Genomic DNA, 24210 nt, shown 5'->3' on the forward strand with positions numbered 1-24210 from the left:
ACGTGATCTTGTGACCGTCTTCGGCAAGGGCGAGAATGCCGTCCGCGCCATCGACCGCGTTTCGCTCGATATCGGCAAGGGCGAGGTCTTCGGCCTCGTCGGTGAATCCGGCTGTGGCAAATCCGTGACCTGCCGCTCGATCATCCGTCTGTTCGGCGGCGCACCGGCCCGCATCGAGAGTGGCGCGATCCTCTTCGATGGCACCGATCTCGTGAAGCTGCCCGACCGCGAGCTTGCGCGCATACGCGGCTCCGGCATCGCCATGGTCTTCCAGGATCCGATGACCTCGCTCAACCCCACCATGCGGATTGGCGACCAGATCGACGAGGCGGTACGGCGCCACCAGAACCTCGGCCGCCGCGAGACCCGCCAGGAAACGATCCGGCTGCTCGATCGCGTGGGTGTGCCCTCGGCGGCGCAGCGGGTCAATGCTTGGCCGCATGAATTCTCCGGCGGCATGCGCCAGCGGGTGATGATCGCGCTGGCACTCGCCGGCAGGCCCCGTCTGCTGATCGCGGACGAGCCCACCACCGCCCTCGATGTCACCATTCAGGACCAGATTCTGAAGCTGCTGCTCGATCTGCGCCGCGAATTCGGCATGAGCATCCTCATGATCACCCATGACCTGGGCGTGGTTGCGCAAACCTGCGACCGGGTTGCCGTGATGTATGCCGGGCGCATTGCCGAGCGCGCCACCACCACCGAGCTGTTCGCCCATCCCAAGCACCCCTATACCGAGGCACTACTCGCGGCACTTCCCGCGCGCCAAAGCCGTGGTCAGCCATTGCGCGCCATCGGTGGCATGCCGCCTGATCTGGCGAACCCGCCGCCCGGCTGCCGCTTTCATCCGCGATGCGCCTATGCGGAGGAAGCCTGCATTGCCGCGACGCCACCCCTCGTCGAGGTGGCGCCTGGACACCAGACCGCCTGCCGCCGGCACGAGATCCTGCCATGACCGAAACGCCCCTGCTGGACGTCCGCCACGTCTCCAAGAGCTTCGCAAAACAGCGGAGCCTGGCCGATATCGTGTTGCGCACGCCCCGGCGCAGCCTGCAGGCGGTTCGAGACGTGTCCTTCACCGTGGCGCCCGGCGAGACCCTGGGACTGGTCGGCGAGAGCGGCTGCGGCAAAAGCACCCTTGGTCGCGCCATTGCGGGCTTCCACAGCCCGACCAGCGGCGAGATCTTCCTGAATGGTCAGCCGATCAGCGGCGTTCATTACGATCGCGTGGCCCTGTCACGCCGCATTCAGATGATCTTCCAGGACCCGTACTCCTCCCTCAACCCGCGCCTGACCGTCGGTTCGATCCTGGCCGAAGTGCTCAAGGTGCACGGCCTCCGCCAGGGGCAGAAGGCCATAGAGGCGCGCGTCGACGAGCTTCTCGGGATCGTTGGCCTGCCGCTTGAATCCAAGCACAAGCTGCCGCATGCCTTCAGCGGCGGACAACGCCAGCGCATCAGCATCGCCCGCGCGCTCGCCGCCGAACCCGAGCTCATCATTGCCGACGAGCCCGTCTCCGCCCTCGACGTCTCCATTCAGGCGCAGATCCTGAACCTGTTCGAAGACTTACAGAAAAATTTCGGCTTGGCCTTCCTGTTCATCGCCCATGATCTCAACGTAGTGCATCACATCAGCCACCGCATCGCGGTCATGTATCTCGGCGAGATCGTCGAGATTGCAGAGGCGGACACGATTTTCCACCACCCCAAGCATCCCTATACCCGTGCGCTGCTCTCGGCCATCCCCGATCCTGATCCGGCCAAGCGGACGGAAACTGTGAGCCTGGCCGGCGAACTGCCCGACCCCAACAACCCACCGCTCGGCTGCGCCCTGGTCGGCCGCTGCCCGATCCGCGTTGAGAAATGTGCAAAACACCACCCACCGCTTCTGCATGTCGGCGACACCGATGTCCGCTGCTTCCTGGCCCAGTGAGATTTCACGCGGAGGCTGGCGGTTGGCGTGAAGAAAATACCATGCCGGAGCTTATACTCGTCCTGCCGCCTGTTCAGGCGGCGTTTCGCGCCCGACATGCATCGCAGCATCCTCGATCATGTCTCTGACCAGTTCAAAGGCGATAGATTGCACCGCCTGCACATCGGCACGTTCAGCGCCTGGCAGCCCTTCGACACTTGCGAATGTCTCTTCGGTCCGCTCCTTCAACCCTGCCAGAAGCGACAAGGCCTGCTCTCTGTCATTGCGCCCGAGAGCAGCCGCAAGCTCCTTCAGTCCTTGGCCCAGCAGCCGAGTGGCCAATCGTCCCGCAATGGCCCTCATCTCAAGTGCGCTCAATTCCGCCTCAGCCAATAGCGACCTCTCCTTCGCCTCAAAGCGTCCGCGATTCTTGAATCGTGAAACCGCCCTAAGTTGTTGCCTGGCCGCATTTCCTTCACGTGAACCGGTGTCCACTTCGAAAATGCTCTAAGCCCAGATACGCTGCCTTGAGCGCCCTCGAACCCCGATGACCGAGGCTGGACCGACGAAAACCTGGTTCGACTGTGACAGCGCTGATGCGAGACGCTGCCGAAGGCTCGTGAGTGTACGAACAATGCGGCAAAAGTCAGTACTCAGAACAGGAAATTGGACCCTTCATGATCTGCCGGACTGAACGAGCCCGCCTTCGAAAAAGCCGGCGAGAATGTCAGGCATAGGCGTGAGTTTGACAACCCAGCGCATGCTGCACGCCCTCGCGCGCGAGAATGCCCAATTGCGATCGCGGGTGACCCGTCTCGCCCAGCCAGTTTGGCAACAGGGCGCCCTGTGCCGCAAAATGCTCCACATGGACGAGTGTCACTCTGCCATCCGTGTGTGACACCTCGTTGACCTGCCGCCATTGTCCCGGCCGCGCGCGCTGAACCAGCTTGAGGACCTCTCGCACGTAATTGCCGCGAGTTCCGAGTCCGAACATGATCACCAGTTTTGTGGTGGCCGGCAGAAAGCCGAGAAAGCGCATCGCGCAGCGGCCCGCGACCTCCTGGCCGAAGGGAGTGGCGACAAACCTGTCGAGCATGCCACCGCCCGAGCCCTTCCATTCTCCAGTTCGGCGGTCGCGCCGCTCGACGGTGCATCGGATGAGCGAGCCGAAATGGAAACGCCCGGTTTTATCTCCGATCAATTTGTCGACCATGCGCTTGAGCCCCTCCGGCTCCTGCTTTGGAATGAGCCCCACATGCGCAAGGATCTTGCCTACCTCCAAGCGCCTGCCCTTGAATGCGATGAGCTCATGAGGCGTCCCCGCGAGCGCACCGGCCTGTGACGGCCCTTTCGAAAAGCCGAGCAGAATGACCTCCGCATTCGGATTGCCCCAGGCGAGCGGATTGGCGGTTATTCGCCAGTCTCCATCAGTACGGCGTGTCTGGTCGAAGGTAATGGGTTGGCGACCATAGCAGAGGCTGCAATCGACGCGTCCAGGGTGAGGCAGGCAGGTCACAGCGATTCCCCAATCATCAACTCACTGCTGCCAATAGACCTTCAGCACCTTCAATGACACCTGTCGGAACTGCAGCGGGGAGTGCGAAAAAAGCGTCGCCACACCGGGTGCCGCTATCGGGAATATAACGCCGCTATGTGACAAGCTCGTTCGGCAAGGGGCAACTCTGTCCCGCCTGGGGACTTGGCTTCCCCGAGATCCGCGCCGTTCTTAAAACGGATACCCGTCGGGCGTCTCCATTTGCCTCCGCTTCTCCGCGGCCCGGCCCGCATTTGTTCTCTCCTACATTCACAGTCGGTTCACCGTGAACATAATAGGAACCTTGTGTGGCGACTGTCAACGGCCCCTGACGGAACTTGGCATCGGTGTTATAAAACGACCATGTTCTGATGCGATAGACGGACCTGTGCTTCCTTTCCGACCCGAAGGTGGCATGGCGAGGGCGGCGCGGACAACCCGTCCCGCCGCCGCTCGCGCTCCATATTCCTGTCGAACAAGGGTCGCTTCACGGCCTAGCGTTTTGCATTGGCCCGCTGCCCGGTTCGTGGGCGCCCGCGGCCGCTCATCTGATAAGCGAGTGAGAAGACCAGAATAGCCAGCCCAGCCAGCGCCCAGGGGCTTTCGAGCGTGGCGAGAAGAGCGGTGATGACGCCACTCGCCGCGGTGATCCCGCCGGACATGACCGCGGGAATGTTGATCGGCAACTGGCTGATTCTAGATGTCTGCGGGCTGGTCGCCTGCGCCGCGTTGAGAGCGGCAAGGAACGCCTTATGATAGCCGGCAATCAACTGCGCCTGGTCGTTGATATTGATGATGGCCCGCGCTCCGACCGGATCATCCGTGGTGTCGTTGAAATATTCATCGAGCCTTCTGCCCGTGAACAGCCCGCGCTCCATGCCTTCAAACAGAATGCGCGTGGCCACGTAGAGATTGAGAGCGAGGTCCGGATTGTCCACGAGATCGACACCGATGAGATCGCCGACCCTCTTATAATTCTCAAGCCACGTGATCTGAACGAAGCCGCGGCCGTAATAGACATGCCCATTGGGAGCTGGCTTGCCATAGGGCCGCTTCCTGACCCGCCGCCGCGCCTCGGCGTCGGTTTTGGCGAAACCTTCCCGCACCTGCTCGAACCTGCCGCCGGTTTCATGATGCACAGTCGCCAGCATATAGGCCAGATGCCGTAAGTCTTCATTCTGTGGCCAGGCCTCCCAATGGCTCAAAATCGCATCGAGGCCGGTGATCTGCTGGCGTGTCAGCTGTCCATCGAAAAGTCGTGCACTGATATCGGCAAAAAATATGTTTCTGTTGATGCTCATGGGAGGCTCCCGCGATCCCGAGATAATAAGTCAATTGAGCAGCAAGAGGCGGGAGAGTTGGCGGAAGCCTTAAGGATGCGTGGAGCGTTGTGGGGGAATTGAAGCAAATGCGCCCGCTGCAGGTCCTGGCGAAATTTCGGGTTGACGATTATGTAAGCCGTTGATACTACGCCCGGACCCTTGGGGGATCGTCTAATGGTAGGACAGCGGACTCTGACTCCGCCAGTCTAGGTTCGAATCCTAGTCCCCCAGCCACTCAAAATCCTGACAATTCAGCCATTTTTCGCCTCCGACACATCGGACGATGGCGAAGCGCGCGACGTGGCGGCCGCACACAAACGGGCACAGTTTGTTCACTTTATGCCCCAGCGGCCAGAGGTGGCGCATGACCGCCGAACCTCCCCACGTATCCCTATGGCTCCGGCTCTGCTCCACGCCGCTCGTATGGCTTGGCGTGGCCCTTCTCGCTTGGGCGCTGATCTTCCTCCTCCTCTGCGTCCTTTGGCCCGCAATATCGGAGATGTGGTCATGATGGAGGATTACGGCTGGGGCGCATGCTGGCCTAACGGGAGCGCTGGCCCCTTCAGACTCATCCACACGGCCTCGCTGACACGGCGGGGCGCCTGCGAGTGCCTTGGAGAAGCTTGGAAGCGAGAAGGCGAAACCGCCATGCAGGGCTGGCGCAGAGCCTACCGGCAAGGATGCCGAGTAATCCGCGTCCGCATAACCCCAGCATTCAGAGCAAGGATTGAGGTCATGACCGACGAACACGCCTGCGATAATTGCGATGGGGCGCCTCGTGGATATGGTGATGATATCACCGATCACGCAAACCCAGCACCCATTACTTGGTGGCGAATATTTCGCCGCACGCGAGGCGGCAGCGCGCTTCCTCGCTCATCGGCAGGAAGAACACGCCGAGCACTTGGCAGAGGAGATCACGAAACCCGTCCTAGACACCGTCAAGGAACGGGTTTGGGATGTCTTTCGGGACTGGCTTTTGTCAGACACGGAATACAACGTGCAGATGACGATGGCCCGCATGGTTGAGGACAGCGTGAAAGCCCTGATCGGCGGCGACAAATGGGCCAACGTCAAATACATCTCACCCGAGGGCTATAGAACTGAAAAAGTCCGGGAAACTCTGGCCAAGCTTTACACCGACGAGATCAAAGACCGGCGCATAGCGGATCTGGAAAAGGAAGTGGATCATCTCAAGCAATCGCTGCGCTGGGCGAGAGGAGATTACTCATGACCGACGAACACGCCTGCATGTGCCAGGAGCCGAGCGCGGCAGAGCGCCGGAAGCCCGACGCGGGACGGGAGCCGGCGGTTGGGGCCGCCGTCGACGCATATGACGCCGAGCGCATCCGGATTTGGAATTTAGACAACGAGGTCGGCGGGGCCGCTCCTATGAGCGTCCGTAATCGCCAGTATATCCGCCCGATGATTGCGGCAGCCATCACGCCTATGAGGCTCCCCGGGGGCGGCGTGGTGCGGGTGGGTTAGTCACCCACACCCTTAACGCATGCGCCCGCTTACTTTGGTAATGGTTGGATCGATGGTGCCCATCCGACCACCGAACCAGGCCGCGATGCCGCCAAGGACCAGCGCGATGAAACTGAAGATAGCCCCGCGGCTGACGCTCTTGGCGGCGACGTCTGCAGCCTCGGTTGCCTTCTGCTTCGCCTGATCAACAGCCTGGGTGTACTGCTGTTCGTATTGCTGGACCTGGGTGCGAGCTTGCTCGATCGGAATGTTCTGAGCACGTGCAATCGCCTGGGCAGCCCGTTCCCGAGCGTCCTGAGCCTGGGCCTGATCACCTGTCAAAGCTGCACGGACGCTCGAGACTGTGGCATCGCGCAGGGCCGCCGGGTCATTTCCCCCTGATGCGCCGCGGATGCTTTGCTCGATCGATCCGAATGGGTCGGCATTATTTGCCAAAGCGGGTGCTGCAGTTTGGGCGACTTCAGCGGCCGTCTTGCCGAGTTCACCTGCGGCTGACGAGAGAGTGTTGAACGCGCCTCCGACCACGCCGCCGATTGTGCTCGTGAGCAAATAGAAGATAATCAAGGTGGTCAAAGCCCAGGTGGTGAGACCATGCCAAGCAGCGGTAGACTCTTTGGGACGGCCGCACAGGCGACCCGCTGCATAGCCGCCAACCAGGGCGGCAATGATGCCGGCGATCGTCCACCATATCCCTGCGCCGATCGAGAGGGTGCTGACTGCGGGATTATCTCCGGTTCCCGGATCCAGCGTTGATGCCCCCACTCCGAGACCGAGCAGGTTGAGAAGCAGGTGAACGACGAGTGAGATGACGACGCCGGCTAACACGGCACCCCAGGAAACCCTGTTGATGAGGACGGATCTGAAATCCTCGCCCGGTGTGACCGGGCTTATGTGAGCGGCGTCGTGATCGCCAAGAGACCTGGGCGTTGTGGGATCGGCGTAAGTCATGGCGCACCTGCTCGAAAGATATTTCACGGGGCAACATGATCTTGAGACTTAGGTTCCCAAAGTGAAAAGCTGCTGGTACAGGCTGGAGCACTACCGACCCTGCTAAAGCGCTCTTTCGAGATTCTGCTTAATAAAGAGTTCCATGGAAACGCTATGGCGTCGGATTATACTGCCTGTCAGAAGAAACGCTCGGAACCTGTCCGTGATAACTCGCCCTGGATACCCTGCAAGCCATTGCTGATCAGTTCAGGAACTGCATTCGGATTCCTATTAAGTGCTTGAGCTTAGCGGTTGTGATCTGATCATGGATGCAAGCCTAGTGCTGCCTAAGGTAGGCAGTGAGGGTTGATTTCACGACGGGAGCTGCGCTCGCGTGTCATCGGCAAGAAACCTCCCCCAAGGATGCGCATAGCTGCGCCCCGTCACCCTGGCGAGCGACTGATGAACAGCTGCTCCAAAGCGCGAAACCGAACGAGATCTTGGCCTTGAGGTTTGGCATAGGCGAGATCTGGCGGTGCCCTTTAAATGATATCTGCTCGGCAAAGCCGGGTCCCTCGCACCATTCCTCTATCTCGACAACGATCAACTTCACCCCGCCTCTCGACGGCACTAGCAGAGAGACAACCTGCCCGTGCCGAACGCCTGCCATGGCTACCGATTGAACGGCTGACCTTCGGCTATGCCTGCCCTGATCGACAGATAATATATGCCCGGATCGTCATTCGGCCTGAGCACAAAAATAGACAAGTCCGGCTCGTTAATGAGCCGGACTCAGATGTTGGAGCAGTAGAGCGCTCTGGGATCAGACGAAGCGGAAGTCGTCGTGAGAGAGCTGACTGAGGCGAATATTCGCGATCGTCAGCGTGCTGCCCTCGTCATAGGTGATCACCACGTCTTGGCCCACCTGCTCGCTGGCCTCCATCACAGCGTCGAAATCGGCGAAGAGCTCCGCATCGAATTCGATGATGTCCGAGGGCAGATCGAGCCACCGGCTAAGAAAACCGCTCTGGCCGGTTTGGAAATCGACGATGATGTCCTTGCCAAAATTCGGATCGAAGGCGAACGTGTCACTGCCGGCACCACCAGATAGCACATCATCGCCCCCACCCCCGTTCAGCCGATCATCCGTTGAGCCGCCAAGGCCTCCGAACAGCCCTATCAGACCGGCGAGGACCGGCCGGTCAATCTGGCTATCACCGTAGAGCTTGTCATTCCCGTCACCGCCATTCAGCAGATCGGAGCCGCTCTTGCCTGTGATGACATCATCACCGCTGCCAGCCTCGAGCTCGTCGTTCCGGCCGGTCCCGTTGATGATCTGCCCGGGTTCCGGCTCCGGCTCTCCATCATCGAGACCATCGAGGACCGCATCATCCCGTACGGCCAGGTTCTGGATGCGGACATCCTCCTCGGGCGGCGTATCGGCCTCGCCATACGCCTCATCCGAGAAATTGGCGGCCAGATATTCTGCCAGCGCATCCTGCTCGGTGCCGGCCTCTGCGAATGTGGCGGCGCCGTCACCGAGATTGCTTTCCCCAAGATCCGTCCGGTCGAGCATATAGCTTTCGAAGGGATAACCATCACCTCCCTCGGCGAGGAAGGTCAACGTCACCACCTTGAGAGCGCGATCCGGATCTCCCACGATCGCACCGTCCTGGACGATCACTTCCACCGGCTTGCCGTGCTCGTCGACGATCGCGAGGTTCTGGATCCGCTCACCGGCCGGCCGTGAAGGATCAAAGCTCACCTCCATGCCGGCGATCTGCGGGAAGGCACCGGGCGTCGCGCCATCCGCCACACCCGCAAACCCATGCTCCATCACGGCCCGCAAACCCTCAGCCGTAATCGTCACGATCGAGAGCGCGTTGTTGAAACGAAGTGAGTTCACGATGTCGAGCTGAGAAATCTCGCCATCCGACTTGCCGGCTTCGGGGTTGGCGGCGGGAGGGCGAGTTTCGGCATTCCCGCCCTCCGATGTGATGGTGCCGATCGAATCGCGAATACCACCGCCATTTTTGATCGAAACCACCACCTCCGCATCGACCTTGCGCGCTTCCGCCAGATTGGCATCCGCCGTGAGGTTGCCGAGATTGGTCTCTTCGGTGCGCACCTCGCCGCGCCGTCCCTCGAGATAGACCGAGGTCCTGCCGAAGATATTGCCGTCCTGCTCTATGATGATATCAGCGATACCGTCCGTATCCGCATCGCCGTCCCCATCAGTGTCAGCGCCGTTGATCACCTGGTCCACCAGATCGGCTTTTGTACCCGGTGCATAGGCATCCTCCAGGGATCCCCAGAGCTCCTCCACCGTCTCATCCGTGGTGGCATAGGCGCCATTGACCTCTGGATCGAGCGACTCGAGCACGAGATGCCCATCGGCATCGAACTCGACGACCAGCCGTCCGACATAGGAATATTCGCTATCCGTGTTCACGATCACCAGCGGATTGCCGTTCTTATCCTGGGTGATGATCGGGTAGGTATCGTCCGCCGTATCGCCCGGCCTCAGCTCGTCGGTCTCGTCCGCAAGCAGGGAATGTGATCCTCCTGCGACGATCACGTCCACATCGTCCAGCAATGGCGCCAGCTCCTTCTCTAGCGCGATTTGCTGGAGATGCGAGGTCACGATGATCTTGTTGAGATCTGGATTGGCCTCCTTGAGCCTTTCCACCTCCGCATTAATCTGCGCCGCCAGGAGCGCCATGTCATCGCCCGTGCCGCCGTCGACGCTCACGCCACCGGGCGAGGAGATGACTGGCAGCATCTGGGTAGTGGCGCCGATCACCGCGATCTTCTCGCCATTTTCGGTGATGATGGTCGACGGCGCGATTGCCTTCGAGGGATCGGTGGCGAAGCTTGCCGCGTCCCGGATTTCATCGGTGTACAAACCGGAGAGATTGCTGTCGCCGCTGAAGTTGAGATTGGAGGAGAGATAGGGGAACATCGCGCCGACCCACGCATCATCCGCGAGACCGGCAGTGCCACCTGGCGCATCGCCGATGATGTCCCTGATCGGCCCGGTTCCGGCATCAAATTCATGATTGCCGAATGCGGCCGCCTGCACCCCGATGATGTTCTGGATGGTGATATCGGCCCGTCCGGCTGCCGCTGTGAGCGCCGCATAAGCCTCGTTGCCGCTCAGCCCGAACAGCTGATTGTAAACCGCGTTATAAGTCTCGGCCATGGCCGGATCGCCACCAGCGATATAGAACGGGCTTGGGATCCATCCATCACCTGAGGAGAGGGTGATCGAATTCTCTTCCTGATCCTCCAGGTAGTCCACGATCGCTGCGAAATTGCCGGCACGATCGATGGCCGCAACCCCGCCTTCCCAATCGGAAGCATGCAGGATCTGCAGGGTGAAATTCTCTTCCTCCGGAGGGGTCTCCGTATCCCTCAGCTCGTAGACAGACGTCGTTCCGCTCACCTCATTGCCGGTGACCAGCAGCGCTTCTCCCGTTGGGCTATCCTCGGCAGGAATGAAGAGGATGCCTTCGGGGCCAAGGTCGCCCGCTTCGGGGCTTTCCGCATCCACAGTGAAATCGCGATTGCTGATGAATTTCACAAAGCTTGGTGAGAGCGGGTTGCTCACGTCATACATCATGACCCCGCTCTGGCGCTCCAGACCAATGAACGCGTAGGTCTGGTCGCCGATCTTTCCGATCGTGACGCCCTCCGGCTCCGAACCTTTCGAGTCGCTGCGGCTATCGAAGCTGTCATTGTCGTCATGGCCGGAGTTGAACTGCTCCGGGAACTGCTCGGCGATGATTTGCTCAAACGCATCGCCGCTGTCGAAAACCATATTGCCGTCTTCATCGAGGATCGAGAACGAGCGCCCGCCATAGACATGGATCAGATCGATCTTGCCGTCGCCATCCCAATCCCCATCGATGCTCGATGCCTCGAGACGACCGATATTCTCGTCCTGCTGAATCTCCTCCGCATTCGGATAAAGCCCGGGGTCAAGCTCGAGATCCTTGATCCGGACCTCTTCGCCGCGCGCGTCCCCCTCATTGGCGATCGCGTAATAGGTCTTCCCATCAATCTCGAAGGAGGCGATTCCATCCGGCATATACATGCCGACGATCGGCCAGTTCGCGATATTGATCCCTCCATCGCGGTCGCTGGCATCGAGACCATTGCCCGGTGCACTGTGGTCCTTCAGCCCCACCGGGATAATATCGACGAGACGACCGTTCTCCAGATCGATCATAGCGACGGCGTTGTTCTCCTGCAGCGTCACCATGGCCCGCTTTCCATCGGCATCGATCGTCACATATTCGGGTTCGATGCTTTGCGAGACAGTCTCGCCGAGAAGCCGGACACCGGCTTGCCGAAGCTCATCTTCCTGGCCGTCAAACGCCGTGAAATCCACATGCGTCACCTTTGCCGCGGCCGCCCCTTCCGAAAGGTCGATGATGCTGATCAAGCCCTGCGGATCGCCTTCTTCGACGAACTCGCCCTCGTTGGCGACAACGATCTTGGTTCCATCGGGAGAGAACGCGAGAGAGTCGGGAAGCACACCCACCTCGAACTGCGCAACGAAAGAACCGTCCGTCGTGAACAGGATGACCTTGCCATTGCTCAGCGGATCTTCCGACTGCACGGCTGCGGCAACCAGGCCATTGCTCACGGCCACACTGTTCACCGGACCTGAATAGATACGACTGTGAAGCGTCGGTGCGCCATTCGCCGAGACATCGAGCACATCGATCGTCTGATCGCGTCCATTCACCTGGTAGAGGCGCTGCGTGCTCGGATCATAAGTGACGATCTCGGCAACCCCTTCGTCGAAGGCGCCGCCGGCAATATTCGGAAAATGACCAATCTGGGTGACGGAGATCGACATAACGCTTCCCTCGTTGCGATGATCGCCGTGAGCGGCTCTGCTGAGTTCTGTTCGGCGCGCAATCTAGGAACGGGAAGATTACGGGGGCATGACGCCGAGATAAGAAGCGGCCGAACGTATGGGGACGGCTGTTATGCGCCGAATCCTGTCGAGCGAATTTTACAGAGTGACGCAGATGACGTGGAGAGCCGAAATCACTGCCGACGCGGTAGCAGAAGAGCCAACCGGCTCCTATTGCGGTTGGCGCAGAGAAACTTCGCGATTGACCTTGGGAAGAAGGGCAGTCAGCCGAACGCCAAACCGGGTTGCACGGATCCATCCGCGAGCCCATGGCGGCATGGTCGCGATCTCGTCGCGGTGACCGTCAGCCCAGCCACAGAGCATCGGTCCTGGGACGCGCGTCAGTGTCCTGTGTGAATTGACCCGATAAGCTTCGGTGCTTGCTGTGGGCCAGCGGCTGGGACATAGGCGGTTTCCGTGCGCTTTTTCATGGAGGCCATCGCTCTCGAATTGCTCAATGAGCTCGTTCACGCGAGCTTCGATAATCTCGAAAGGCGTGTGTCCGTCAAAGACACGCGCGCCCGAAATGTTCGCACCTTCCGCGACGAGCGCTCGGAGCTTTCATTTCGCCTCCTCCCAGAGAACCGCTTTCACTAGGGCCAATCGGATCTGCATCTCTCATCCCGCCTTCTCCAGCTTGATAGCGCCTTCTTGGACCATGGCGTGATATCGGCCTGGGAATGGTGGATTCTCCTATGGCAGTCCGGATGCCTTGCACATCTCGAATGTTGGCTCTTTCGGCATGATGCAGTAGCCGAGGCGATCAATACAAAGGAGCATGCTCCTGGCCTCCGGCGCCCATTCTCCCCAGCACGTTTTGCCATAATCTGCCGTGCCGTCGTCTTCCAGCGTACGCTCCAATGGCGATTCCTTACCGTATCACTGGGCAGCCAGAAGCATTGCAAGCGTTCTCACCAGCTCATCAGCGGTCATAGTGAACCCTCCTCGAAATCACCGGCTGCCGGCCGGGAGGCGCATCCTGATACTTGCCGTCATAGGGCAGCACGGTCGGCTCATCGAGGCGCTGAAACACCACCTGCGCAATCGGATCGCCTGCATTGATCATCAGGCCCGCATTGCGTGAGATAGCCATTCCAACCCGGCTCAATGACCGTGTTGAATAGCCATAGCTCCTGCCGCGGGTAACGCCGCGCTCCTCGAATGGCGTCACCAGCTTGAGCAAGCGGAGGGTTTGGGCTGAGAGGATCGTCAGCCCCAAGGCTTGGGACGAGCGCGGACTTTTCCTCCTGCCTATTGCCTCGATGGGGTCAGCGCCAGTCGTTCGCTGATCTGCTGGCGTCAGAGGCGTTCGAGCCGCGCCGACATTGCTGCAGCGGGGCTCAAGGCAACAAAGACTGGCGTCACATTCTCGCGAAGTGCAGGGACGGGGGTCGGCTACAGAGTGGCAGCTTTCCGCCATCCGTTTTCATGAGCGGACTGACGGCCGCCGGCCCCCGCATAGGATCATCAGACCGCCTCGAGAACCGTGGCAATGCCCTGGCCGCCGCCGATGCATTGCGTGGCAAGGGCAAAGCGCTTGCCGTCTCGCTTCATGATCTGTGCGGCCTTCGCCGTGATCCGGGCGCCGGTTGCCCCCAAGGGATGACCAAGCGCGATGGCACCACCGTCGATATTCACCCGCTCCCGCGCAATGCCGAGCTCATTCATGCAGGCAACCGCCTGACTGCCGAACGCCTCGTTGATCTCGACCACATCGATATCGTTGATGCCGAGACCCGCGCGGGCGAGAGCCTTCCGCACCGCCGGCACAGGCCCGATGCCCATATATTCCGGCTCAACGCCGGCGACCGCGCACGCGCGAATGCGCGCAAGGATCGCCAGATTATGGCTGCGGGCGAAATCCTCCGAGGTCACCAGAACCGCGACGGCGCCATCGGTCAGCGGCGATGCCGTTCCCGCCGTGACGGTTCCATCCTCGCGAAACGCGGGCTTCAGCGAGGCCAGGCCTTCCAAGGTGGTCGATGGGCGCAGGCAGCCATCCCGATCAACGACGGTGCCATCAGCCAGGCGAACCGGCACGATCTCCTCATCGAGACGGCCCGCCGATTGCGCTGCCGCGGCCTTCATCTGGGACTCATAGGCCAAGCGTTCCTGATCGGCCCGCGACACGCGATAGCGCTTGGCCACGTTCTCCGCGGTCTCTCCCATGGGAATATAGGCTTCCGTCATCAGCTCGGCATCGGGCTGATCGGCGCGTCGAAACCGCGGGTTGGGCGAAAAATTCAAGCCGCGCTGGGGCACCATGCTCATGCTTTCGACACCGGCTGCGATGAAGGCCTCTCCCGCCCCGATGGCGATCTGACCTGCGGCCACATGAATGGAATACATCGACGAGCCGCAGAACCGGTTGAGAGTGACGGCACCGAGCTGTTGCGGAAGACCGGCCAGCAACGAGGCGATCCGCGCGATGTTATTGCCTTGCGGGCCTTCGGGGTAAGCGCAGCCCATCAGCACATCTTCAAGCGCGTTGGGATCAACCCCCGTTCGCTCTACCAACGCGGCAAGGGTGATTGCGGCCATGTCGTCGGGTCGTAATTCTTGAAGCGGGCCCTTGCGCGCAAAGTGAAATGGCGTGCGAACATAGCCGGCGATCACCGCATCTACCATGAGCTTTTCCCCTACGAAATTGACTATTGCTTCCATTGCCCGAGATCACTGATCATGACACGGGCAAAGGCCCTTCGAAAACCAATTCCCTCGTGCCTAGCCGGCCATTGGGGCTTTCCCGGCTGCGCAGCTTCTCGTCTAGGCAATTCGGATCGCCCATCCGGCCGATGGCGATCGCCGCCTCAATTCGATGATCGCTCGGTATGTTCAAGCGTTCGGCGGCGGCTTCGATATCGAAACCCGTCATCATATGAGCATGCCAGCCAATACGCGCCCCTTCGAGGGCGAGATAGGCTGTTGCAGCGCCTGCATCAAAGGAATGGCTATGTGATGCTGTTCGGCTGCCATCGCGGGCGGATACGATTTCGCGCCGCGACAGGACAATAACCAAGGCAGCCGCCCGGTGCGCCCACACCCGGTTGAATGGGTGGAGAAGGTCGAGAAAGGCTGGCCAGTGTTTCGTGTCCCGACGGGCATACAGGAATCGCCAGGGCTGGGCGTTGAAGGCCGACGGCGCCCAGCGAGCAGCCTCGAACAGCTGGAAGAGCTCGCGCTCCGGAATGGGTGCCTCAGAAAACGCACGCGGCGACCATCGCGCCAGGAACAGCGGATTGATTGGATGATCAGCCTTTCGAGAGAGAGTAGGCATGAAAATAGAGCTCCGGACAGCTGAAATAGCCTGGAATGCCTATGGATCGCAGGCCCGGAAGGCCCGGTACCAGATCAAGGAAAGCTGATGCGCGAGTTCCTCCGTGGTCATCCCCATATCGATATTGTGCAGAAAGATGTCGCGCAGCAGACTGTCGACCAGGCCGATGCAGGCCATGGCCATGCTAAGCCGCTGATTGTCGGTGTTCGGCCCAGACAAGGGGATCCCCTCTTGCTCGAAGGCGCGCACGATGCGACGGGCCAGCCCGAGATTTGCGCGGTCGCCCATTTCCGCAAAGCTCGCCATCTGATCGCCGAGCTGCATATGGCAGCGCATCAGGCCTGGATTGAGCCGGTAGACTTCGACGTAATAGCGGTGCCCCGCCACGAGGCGGTCGAAGAGAGAGGTGTTCGGGAGAGCACGAGGTCTGCGCAGTCGTATTACATCTAGGAAGTGAGAAAGGACCTGATAGGTGACCGCCGTACCGTCCGGCCAATACCGATAAAAGGTCCCGTGTGCGCACTGCGCGCGTGCGCAGATGTCACTGATCTTGAGCTGGTGAAAGCCACCGGTCTCAAGAAGCTCTGCTGCCGCGATCTCGAGAGAGGCGCGCGTCCGCTCGGACTTTCGCGCGGGTGGCGAATGCGCGAGCTGCTCGCGAAGATGGCCGGCGAAACGAAAAGCGCCCGCCGGAATAGCGTGCCGATTTGGTTCGTTTGACGCGCTCGGGCGAGAAAATCCTGTTGACACGCTGCCTCCAAAAATATGACAGTGATATCACATTCGTATTTTGCTGCAAGTTTGAGTTTACCAAGTCTGGTTCCTCGCCGTCGCGTTAACTCGAACACGGCGAGGCTGATGTGAACGCCTTCAGGGACACATGGCCAATGGGGACGATGGCCGTCATCCAAGATTTCCGAGACCGCTGCGAGAGGATTGCCTTGCCCGCCTCCGTCGGCAGCTTCGTCGACAGCGCTGCCGCGAAATACGGTGACAAGCCAGCCTGGCAGTTCATCGCGGACGGTGCGGCCATCAGCTACGCCGAGCTTGCAGCATGCACGCAGGCACTCGCCAGAGGCTTCAGCGATCTCGGTGTGAGCCAGGGCGACCGGGTGGCGGTCATGCTGCCCAATATTCCCGGATTCCCTTTATCCTGGCTGGCCCTTGCCCGCATCGGCGCGGCGATGGTGCCGGTGAATACGACTTACATGCCTAGGGAGGTGGCCTATGTCGTGCGCGACAGCGGCGCGTCCGTCTTCGTCACCACGACCAGGCTTTACGAGAAACTTAGAGAGCAGCCCGAGACGGCAGCGATCCTTCAGGATCTCCAGGTTGTCCTGATTGGGGATGCCGTTGAGGGGACGCATGCCTGGGCCCGTCTGCTCGAACGCGCGGGCGAAAACGAGGCACCGCGCGCGGTTGCTTGCGATGATCTCCTCAACATTCAGTACACCTCCGGCACGACCGGCTTTCCAAAAGGGTGCATGCTCACCCATCGCTACTGGTTGACGCTGTCGATCGTCACTGCCGAGCGTCTGCGCCATCAGCAATGCAATGTGCTGGCAGCACAGCCCTTCTACTACATGGACCCTCAATGGCTACTGCTCATGACCATGCGTATCGGCGGCACGTTGTTCGTCGCTGAGAAAGCATCCTCGAGCCGCTTTATGGATTGGGTGCGCCGCTACGACATCGGTTTCTGCATTTTTCCGGAAATCGTGATGAAGCAACCCGAACGGCAGGATGATGCCGACAACCCGCTGAAGGCAGCGGTGGTGTTCGGTTTGTCGCCGGGAATGCACTCTGCCCTCGAAAAGCGGTTCGCCCTCAAGGCACGCGAGGGCTACGGCATGACCGAGGTCGGATCCGCCTTGATCACGCCGTTCGACATAGACGACATGGTCGGCACGGGGACCTGCGGAGTGACCTCGCCATTTCGCGAAACAACGATCCGGGATGGAAACGGTGAACCTGTGAAGCAGGGTGAAGCCGGCGAGCTCTGGGTGCGAGGCCCCGGCATAATGCTTGGCTATTGGAACAAGCCTGAAGCCAATGCCGAGGTGTTCCGCCCCGGCGGATGGTTTCGTACCGGCGATCTCTTTCGGCAGGACGAGCGAGGCTTCCATTACCTGGTTGGCCGTCTGAAGGACATGATCCGGCGCTCCGGCGAGAATATTGCGGCGCGCGAAATCGAGGCCGTGCTTCTCGAATACCCGGCGATAGAGCAGGCTGCAGCGATCCCTGTTCCGGATCCTGTCAGGGGCGAAGAGGTCAAAGCGGTTCTCGTCCTGCGCGCCGGTGAGCGGTTCGAGCTCGATGCCTTCTTCGCGCATTGCAGCGCGAGGCTCGCACCCTTCAAGGTGCCCCGGTACGTGCAAGTCAAACAAGAGCTTCCCAAGACACCATCGGACAGGATCGCCAAGCACATCCTTTTGAAGGAGCAGGCTGATCTGAGAATGGGCGCGTATGATCGCGTCGAAGGGGTATGGCGGTGATAATATAATGGGATTGGAATACAAAAAAGAAGGCAGTATCGCCACGTTCACCATTGCCAATGGCAGCGTCAATCCATTGACGCCGCTAATGCACAAAGAGCTATATTTGGCAATTCGAGACTTTATTGCTGATGATCGGATGCGGTGCGGCATTCTCACGGGCGCCGGCGAGAAAGCGTTCTGTGCGGGTGACGACATAAAGACAAACTACAAGTCCGTGCATTCACCTGAGGAGCAGCTCGCCGACCATCTATGGCCACATCGTCGAGAAGGCGACACGCCAGAGACGTTCGCATGGTCCCGCGACGTGCTCATGCTGGAACGGTTCAAGCCGATCATTGGCGCAATCAATGGCTGGTGCCTGGGGCAGGGGATGATCTATCTGCTCCATCTCACCGACCTGCGCATCGCCTCGACCACTGCCAAATTCGGCTTTCCCGAGATTGCTTATGGGATGGGCGGCGCGGGCGGAACGACGCGCCTCGGACGGCAAATTCCTCATTCTGTGGCGATGTGGATGCTGTTGACGGGCGAACCGATGTCGGCCGAGCAGGCGCTGGAGTTTCACCTGGTCAACAAAGTCGTTGAGCCGGATGAGCTCATGAAGACCGCCTTGCAAACGGCGGAAATCGTCGCGGGACATGACCCGATCGGCGTGCGCATCGAGATGGAAGCCTATTATCGTTGCATGGACCTCTCGCGTCTCGATGCTGTGGCTTTGACCAAGCATCTTTACCGGATGCAGAGATTAGGCCTCTCGCAGAACAACGGTGAAAGCATCGGCGAGGGCAAATTTCTCTACTCAAACAAGTAGAGGGTAAAAAACAACCTAGCCAGGGAAGGGGTAGCTATGAGGATGCTTTTTGGCAGGTCGAAATCACGGGATATATTGGCGGGATTACTGACGTTGGGGGTGGTTTTTGCGTTCAGCGGGGCTGTCCATGCTGAACAGAAGAGGTGCCACCCCGATGGTCAGCCAACCGAGGATGAGGTCTATTTCCAGTCGAGCGGCGGCTCCTACGGCGCAGCCATCGAGAAGGCTTTCTTTGAGCCGTTCGAGAAGGAATGTGGCATCGACGTGACCCATGTCACCGGCGCGCGGAACTTTGCCCAGCTGCGCCAGCTTGTGGCCAGCGGCACACCGCCATGGGACATCGGCGCAACCGTCTCGGATCAGGAGTTCCCGCTCGGGCTGAAGGACGGCCTATTCGAGAAGCTGCCCGATGGATTCTGGGACAAGATCAAAGATGAGATGATCCCCGGCTCGATCAATGATTATGGCGCTTGGGCCGCGCCCTATTCGGACGTCATCGTCTACTCGACAGATCTGTCCGCACCGATGAACAGCTGGGCGGACTTCTGGGACACGCAAAAGTTCCCCGGCGCGCGAATGTTGCAGAACAGCCCCATGACGCTGGTCATGGCTTTGCTCGCGGACGGGGTGGATCCCAAGCAGATCTATCCACTCGATCTTGATCGCGCCTTCAAGAAACTGGACCAATTGCGGCCTGCAATTCGGGCGTTTTGGACTTCGGCCGATCAGCCGGTGCAGGGTGTCGCCAACGGCGAGTTTGCAGCCGGCTCTACGTGGAATGGCCGCGTTGCTCGGGCTCTGAGTGAGAAGCGACCCGTCGCCATGACCTGGAACGGGGCGCTGCTGCACACATCCTATACCTTCATCCTGAAGGGAGCGCAGCACAAGCGCGCCGCCGAAGCACTGCTCTATTTCATGCAGCGAGCTGACCGTCAGGCGGAACTTGCAAAGCTCACCGGCTATACCGGCGGCAACAAGAACGTCGTCTCCCTGGTCGATCCGGAAGTCGCCAAGCGATTGCCAGCTAGCCCCGAGAACGTGGCGCTGGCGTCGGTTGTGAACGCCGAATGGTGGGCCGAGCATATCGCCGAAGCTCAGGCTCGCTGGGACGCCTGGCTGGCGAAATAGTCGGTCGACGGGAGACGGACCGATGGCAATGCTTGAACTGCGCAGCCACGATCAACGAGCGGGTAATGTGCTGGCAAGGGTCGCTTTGTCAGGCCTGCCGACCATGCGAGTTTTGCTCCTCGCGCCCGCCATATTGCTCGTTTTCGGCTTTGTCATCGGTCCGACTGTCATTGCCTTGGTCGAATCGTTTCGCAGCGGCCAGTCCTGGACCGTTGCCAATTACATCACCGTCCTGACGGAACCTCCTTACCCCGGGATCTTCTGGAACACCGTGGTCATCGCCCTATGGACGACCCTTGCCAGCATGGCGATCTCGCTCCCCGCAGCAGCTTTTCTGGCAGCGCAATCATCCCGCTGGGCAGGCATCATTATGGGCCTGATCGCCTCGACACTCTGGATTTCGATACTGGTGAAATCCTACGCCTGGCAGGTCCTGCTCGGTATGCGCGGGCCGGTGAACGACCTGCTCCTTAGTCTCCATCTGACGGAAAGGCCAGTTCCGCTTCTCTACACGCGCGGAGCCGTGCTGATCTCAATGGTCCAATTCATGATTCCCTATGCATGCATCCTGCTTGTTTCTGGTCTGAGAAAAGTTGACTGGGAATTGATCACTGCGGCTCGTGTACTTGGCGCAAGGACATCAACCGTGTTTCGCACCGTCTATTGGCCGCAGGTGCGCTTTACCGTGGTGACGACCGCGCTGATCGTCTTCGTGATTGCCTCGAGCTTCTTCGTCGCGCCGGCCCTCTTGGGGGGACCGGGCGAAACCATGCTCGGGATGAAAATGAAATCGGACCTGAGCGCGCGCTACGATAGTGGCCTGGCTGCCACCACGGGAACGCTCCTCACCCTCGCTCTGCTGATCATCTCCTGGATCGCGCTCAAGCTCACGGGCAGCTCCTTCCGGCGAGCCACCGAGGAGGTTTCGCGATGAACCGGAACCCGTTGCAGCTGGTCGGGTGGGCCTATTGCTTGCTGCTGGTGATCTTCCTGTTTCTGCCGGTGATGATAATGGTGCCGGCCAGTTTCAGCCCTTCGGAAGCGCTGTCGTTCCCGCCCACTGATCTGTCCCTCCGTTGGTACCAAGAGGTATTGAGCAGCGGGGAATGGCTGTCATCCGCCTGGCTCTCTGCGAAGATTGGCTTCCTGGCAGCTTTGGTCGCGACGATCGCCGGCCTTTCTGTGGGATTGGCGCACTTCCGCTACGGCAAGGTGAAGTCCTCGACGCGAGCTTTCCTGCTGCTCCCCATGGTCGCGCCGCACATCGTGCTGGCCACGGGCCTCTTCTCGATGCTGCTTTATATCCAGCAGCTCGGGAGCGGGATATTGCTCGCATTTGCGCATGCATGTCTCGCACTGCCGCTGACGGTGATCGTATTTATCGCCGCCTTCGAAGGCGTTGACCCGCTGCTTTGGACAGCCGCAAGCTCGCTAGGTGGGCGTTGGCCGAAGATTATCCGGGAAATTGTCCTGCCGAATGTTGCCGGCGCTGTCGTGATCTCTCTGCTGCTGGCATTCATCAGCTCGTGGGACGAGGTCACCTTGTCTGTCTTCGTGGGGCCAACGATCATCCCAACATTGCCAAGCCGGATGTTTGGCTATCTTCAGGAGCTGATCAGCCCCTCGCTCACGGCCATTGCCACCCTGTTGATGGCCCTTACGATCTTCCTTGGCTGTCTCTCGCTGCTGGTTCAACGAGCGAGGCGGAGGCGCACTGAACCTGCACGCGTCGAGAGTCTGTGATGCCAACATCTGTTCAGCCCCTCAGCGACGTCGGTAATGGTGATATGGTGACCACAGAGGCAGCGGCACCGAGCGGATTGGCTTCGGCGCATCGTTCGAACGTTCAGCGTAAGCCGGACAGCACGCAACCGGCGGCCCTGGAACTGCGCGCCGTCTCCAAATCCTATGCCCATCTGACGGTGCTGAAGCCCACAAATCTCACGGTCGGTCCCGCTGAGTTTGTCACGCTGCTCGGCCCGAGCGGGTCGGGCAAGACAACCATTCTCAACATCGCCGCGGGAATCGTAAGACCGGATTCTGGTCAGATCTTTGCTCACGGGACCGATGTGACCAAGACAGCGATGCATCAACGCAACATCGGCATGGTGTTTCAGAGATATACGCTGTTTCCAAACAAGACTGTCTCCGAGAATGTCGCGTTCCCGCTTGGGGTCCGGAAAGTAGCGGCCAAAGAAGCACAGGAGAAGGTCAAGGCGTTCCTGAGCCTGGTTGGCCTAAGCAGTCTCGCGGATCGCTATCCTTCTGAAATCTCAGGAGGCCAAGCCCAGCGCGTGGCATTGGCCCGCGCGCTCGTGTTCGAACCTGATCTCCTGCTGATGGACGAGCCGCTTGGGGCGTTGGACCGGCGCCTGCGTCAAACCTTGCAGGACGAGATCCGCCGGATCCAGCAGGAAACCAAGGTGCCTACCTTGTATGTCACGCATGATCAGGAAGAGGCGATGACCCTCTCCGATCGTATCGTGATCGCCCGTGATGGGGAAATCGTGGCCAATGATAACCCGCGCGGCCTCTATCACTCGCCACCCTCGCTCTGGGCCGCAGAATTTCTTGGAGATTCAAACTCGAGACACGTGGAGCGCATCGATCGGCTCGCAAGCGGAGAGGGAATTGCGGTCACGACCTGTGGCCTCCGGCTGCGGACCAGGATGCACAGCACCAGTCTCAATGGCGACCAACTGGTCGTGGCCATTCGTCCGGAGGATTGCCATCTATCGAAGGCGCCCATCAGCGGACACAGCAACTATAAGGCCGAGCTGCTGGCGCTCACCTTCGTAGGACCGTTTCAGCAAGCGACGGTGCGTCTTGAGAGCGGTTGGCAGTTGAAGGCTCTCGTCCACGGCCGGTCTGATTTCGAAATCGGAGAACATGTCTGGTGCCACTGGGGCGACACCTGCCCGATCGTGGTCCCCGCTTGAGCCCCTTTACCCATATCCAGGCTTCAAGCTTCTGGAGGCGAAACGCATGTCTAGAAAGCGGCAAATAAAACTAGCGCTCTCACTCGGAAATCTAGGCTATCACCCGGCGTGCTGGCGTCATCCCGACGTGCCCGCCGACGGCAATATGACATTTGCACATTTCGTGAATTCGCTTCGCCTTGCAGAGCGGGGCAAGTTTGACATGATCTTCTTGGCCGATGTCGCCGCGACCCGTGATCTCGACGATCCGAAACTTGCCCGCGAACGGCTCCACCACATCGTAAAGCACGAACCTCTGACGCTGCTAGCCGCTCTCGCGCCGCTGACGAAAGATGTGGGCCTCGTGGCGACGGCCTCTACAACCTACAATCACCCGTTCGATCTCGCGCGGAAATTCGCGACCATTGATCATATCAGCCGCGGACGGGCCGGCTGGAATATGGTGACTTCCTTCAGCGCCGATGAGGCGCGGAATTTTGGGTCCGAGGCCATTGCGGACTCCGCCAAGCGCTATGCGAGAGCGCGGGAGTTTCACGACGTCGTCCAGAGCCTTTGGGACAGCTGGGACGAGGACGCGTTCATCCGCGACAAGGAAAGCGGCATTTATCTCGACCTCGGCAAGTTCCGTCTTCCCAATCACAAGGGCGAACATTTCTCGGTTCGGGGACCGCTCGATGTGGCGAGATGCCCTCAGGGCAGACCTTTGATCGTGACTGCGGGAGATTCAGATGCTTCACAAGATCTCGCGGCCGATGTGGCGGATGTTCTCTATGCTGGCCAGCCCGACTACGAAAGCGCCCATGCTTACTACAAGTCTGTGAAGCGCAGACTTGCCGCCCGCGGCCGCGATCCTGACAGTCTCAAAATATTGCCTGGTATCATGGCATTCGTCGGCCGCACGCAGCAGGAGGCGGAGGATGTATTTGGACAGATGCAGGCGCTCATTCATCCCGAGATGGGCCTTGGGATGATTTTGCCTTTGTTTGGCGACCTTTCTCATCTGCCGCTGGATGAGCCCATACCGGAAGGAGCGCTGACGGGTGGGACAAGATACGAGGACTTCCAGACGCACAACCGGGCGGCTCAGCACCTGATTGATCGTGTCCAACGCGAGAAGCTGTCTGTGCGCGGTCTCTATGAGGCGATTGCGGAAGGCTATTGGCACATGGGAATGGTTGGCACCCCGGAGGCTATTGCGGACCGCATGGAACATTGGTTTTTGAACGAAGCGGCCGATGGGTTCATCTTCCTTCCCCCCTACACCCCGGGTGCGATCGAGCGTTTCGTCGATCTGGTCATTCCCGAACTCCAGCGGCGGGGCCTGTTCCGGACCGAATACGAGGGGCGCACATTGCGGGAGAACCTCGAACTGCCTCCAGTCCAGCATCGCTACGCCGTTCGCCCCATGAACGTGGCCAGTTGACGCTCCGCAAGCACTGGACGCTCCC

The 24210-nt window shown here is 60.0% G+C and carries 20 protein-coding genes, 1 tRNA gene and 1 pseudogene; 12 read left to right on the top strand and 10 right to left on the bottom strand.

Annotated features, from left to right (window positions below; genetic code table 11):
- Positions 1–10 precede the first annotated feature (10 nt).
- Both RCF49_RS18820 and RCF49_RS18825 read left to right on the top strand, forming a co-directional pair.
- Positions 11–955, top strand: coding sequence for an ABC transporter ATP-binding protein (locus tag RCF49_RS18820; protein ID WP_342641322.1), 945 nt, complete (start codon positions 11–13; stop codon positions 953–955).
- Positions 952–1932: an ABC transporter ATP-binding protein gene (locus RCF49_RS18825; protein WP_342641323.1), complete on the top strand. Its 981-nt coding sequence runs from the start codon at positions 952–954 to the stop codon at positions 1930–1932. The genes RCF49_RS18820 and RCF49_RS18825 overlap by 4 nt, the downstream gene beginning before the upstream one ends.
- Before the next feature lie 51 nt (positions 1933–1983).
- Here the strand turns inward: RCF49_RS18825 and RCF49_RS18830 are convergent, their stop codons facing one another.
- From RCF49_RS18830 to RCF49_RS18840, 3 genes are all read right to left on the bottom strand, one after another.
- Positions 1984–2304 carry a hypothetical protein gene (locus RCF49_RS18830; RefSeq protein ID WP_342641324.1) on the bottom strand — a complete coding sequence of 107 codons (321 nt, stop codon included), beginning with the start codon at positions 2302–2304 and terminating at the stop codon, positions 1984–1986.
- Positions 2305–2638: 334 nt separating this feature from the next.
- Entirely contained in the window at positions 2639–3427 is a 789-nt protein-coding gene (locus tag RCF49_RS18835; RefSeq protein WP_342641325.1) for a hypothetical protein, read from the bottom strand.
- A 512-nt stretch (positions 3428–3939) separates the two neighbouring features.
- On the bottom strand, positions 3940–4746 hold the full coding sequence (locus RCF49_RS18840; RefSeq protein WP_342641326.1) for a glycoside hydrolase family 19 protein: 807 nt from the start codon (positions 4744–4746) through the stop codon (positions 3940–3942).
- Positions 4747–4927: 181 nt separating this feature from the next.
- Here RCF49_RS18840 and RCF49_RS18845 point away from each other — a divergent pair.
- Positions 4928–5001 (top strand) — tRNA-Gln (locus RCF49_RS18845).
- A gap of 556 nt (positions 5002–5557) precedes the next feature.
- Entirely contained in the window at positions 5558–6001 is a 444-nt protein-coding gene (locus RCF49_RS18850) for a hypothetical protein (RefSeq protein ID WP_342641327.1), read from the top strand.
- 266 nt (positions 6002–6267) lie between these two features.
- On the opposite strand, the gene RCF49_RS18855 is transcribed toward RCF49_RS18850, so the two are convergent.
- The gene (locus tag RCF49_RS18855; RefSeq protein ID WP_342641328.1) at positions 6268–7203 is read right to left on the bottom strand and encodes a PhnA-like protein; all 936 of its coding nucleotides are present in this window, start codon (positions 7201–7203) and stop codon (positions 6268–6270) included.
- 802 nt (positions 7204–8005) lie between these two features.
- Positions 8006–12049 carry a choice-of-anchor I family protein gene (locus tag RCF49_RS18860; protein WP_342641329.1) on the bottom strand — a complete coding sequence of 1348 codons (4044 nt, stop codon included), beginning with the start codon at positions 12047–12049 and terminating at the stop codon, positions 8006–8008.
- A 477-nt stretch (positions 12050–12526) separates the two neighbouring features.
- On the opposite strand from RCF49_RS18860, the gene RCF49_RS18865 reads away from it, so the two are divergent.
- Positions 12527–12706, top strand: a complete 180-nt coding sequence (locus RCF49_RS18865; protein WP_342641330.1) for a hypothetical protein — start codon at positions 12527–12529, stop codon at positions 12704–12706.
- A gap of 325 nt (positions 12707–13031) precedes the next feature.
- Here RCF49_RS18865 and RCF49_RS18870 read toward each other — a convergent pair whose 3' ends face one another.
- The 5 genes and pseudogenes from RCF49_RS18870 to RCF49_RS22485 all read right to left on the bottom strand — a co-directional run.
- Positions 13032–13202, bottom strand: coding sequence for a hypothetical protein (locus RCF49_RS18870; protein WP_342641331.1), 171 nt, complete (start codon positions 13200–13202; stop codon positions 13032–13034).
- 374 nt (positions 13203–13576) lie between these two features.
- On the bottom strand, positions 13577–14737 hold the full coding sequence (locus RCF49_RS18875) for a thiolase family protein (RefSeq protein ID WP_342644239.1): 1161 nt from the start codon (positions 14735–14737) through the stop codon (positions 13577–13579).
- 52 nt (positions 14738–14789) lie between these two features.
- Complete coding sequence (locus tag RCF49_RS18880) at positions 14790–15386, bottom strand: nitroreductase family protein (RefSeq protein ID WP_342641332.1); 597 nt, start codon at positions 15384–15386, stop codon at positions 14790–14792.
- Positions 15387–15425: 39 nt separating this feature from the next.
- The gene (locus tag RCF49_RS18885) at positions 15426–15773 is read right to left on the bottom strand and encodes a hypothetical protein (protein ID WP_342641333.1); all 348 of its coding nucleotides are present in this window, start codon (positions 15771–15773) and stop codon (positions 15426–15428) included.
- A 111-nt stretch (positions 15774–15884) separates the two neighbouring features.
- Positions 15885–16136, bottom strand: a pseudogene (locus RCF49_RS22485) (TetR/AcrR family transcriptional regulator); the annotation flags it as partial.
- A gap of 191 nt (positions 16137–16327) precedes the next feature.
- On the opposite strand from RCF49_RS22485, the gene RCF49_RS18890 reads away from it, so the two are divergent.
- The 7 genes from RCF49_RS18890 to RCF49_RS18920 all read left to right on the top strand — a co-directional run bounded on the left by RCF49_RS18890 (position 16328) and on the right by RCF49_RS18920 (position 24185).
- Entirely contained in the window at positions 16328–17881 is a 1554-nt protein-coding gene (locus tag RCF49_RS18890; RefSeq protein ID WP_342641334.1) for a class I adenylate-forming enzyme family protein, read from the top strand.
- Between the two features lie 7 nt (positions 17882–17888).
- Positions 17889–18695 (top strand): enoyl-CoA hydratase/isomerase family protein, encoded by an 807-nt coding sequence (locus RCF49_RS18895; protein WP_342641335.1) that lies wholly within the window; start codon positions 17889–17891, stop codon positions 18693–18695.
- 99 nt (positions 18696–18794) lie between these two features.
- Entirely contained in the window at positions 18795–19823 is a 1029-nt protein-coding gene (locus RCF49_RS18900; RefSeq protein ID WP_342644240.1) for an ABC transporter substrate-binding protein, read from the top strand.
- 22 nt (positions 19824–19845) lie between these two features.
- Positions 19846–20757 carry an ABC transporter permease gene (locus tag RCF49_RS18905; RefSeq protein WP_342641336.1) on the top strand — a complete coding sequence of 304 codons (912 nt, stop codon included), beginning with the start codon at positions 19846–19848 and terminating at the stop codon, positions 20755–20757.
- On the top strand, positions 20754–21566 hold the full coding sequence (locus tag RCF49_RS18910; RefSeq protein ID WP_342641337.1) for an ABC transporter permease: 813 nt from the start codon (positions 20754–20756) through the stop codon (positions 21564–21566). The genes RCF49_RS18905 and RCF49_RS18910 overlap by 4 nt, the downstream gene beginning before the upstream one ends.
- The gene (locus tag RCF49_RS18915) at positions 21566–22762 is read left to right on the top strand and encodes an ABC transporter ATP-binding protein (protein ID WP_342641338.1); all 1197 of its coding nucleotides are present in this window, start codon (positions 21566–21568) and stop codon (positions 22760–22762) included. The genes RCF49_RS18910 and RCF49_RS18915 overlap by 1 nt, the downstream gene beginning before the upstream one ends.
- A gap of 46 nt (positions 22763–22808) precedes the next feature.
- Positions 22809–24185: an LLM class flavin-dependent oxidoreductase gene (locus RCF49_RS18920; protein WP_342641339.1), complete on the top strand. Its 1377-nt coding sequence runs from the start codon at positions 22809–22811 to the stop codon at positions 24183–24185.
- Positions 24186–24210 lie beyond the last annotated feature (25 nt).

It is taken from the genome of Rhodoligotrophos sp. CJ14 (assembly GCF_038811545.1).
GTDB lineage: Bacteria > Pseudomonadota > Alphaproteobacteria > Rhizobiales > Im1 > Rhodoligotrophos > Rhodoligotrophos ferricapiens.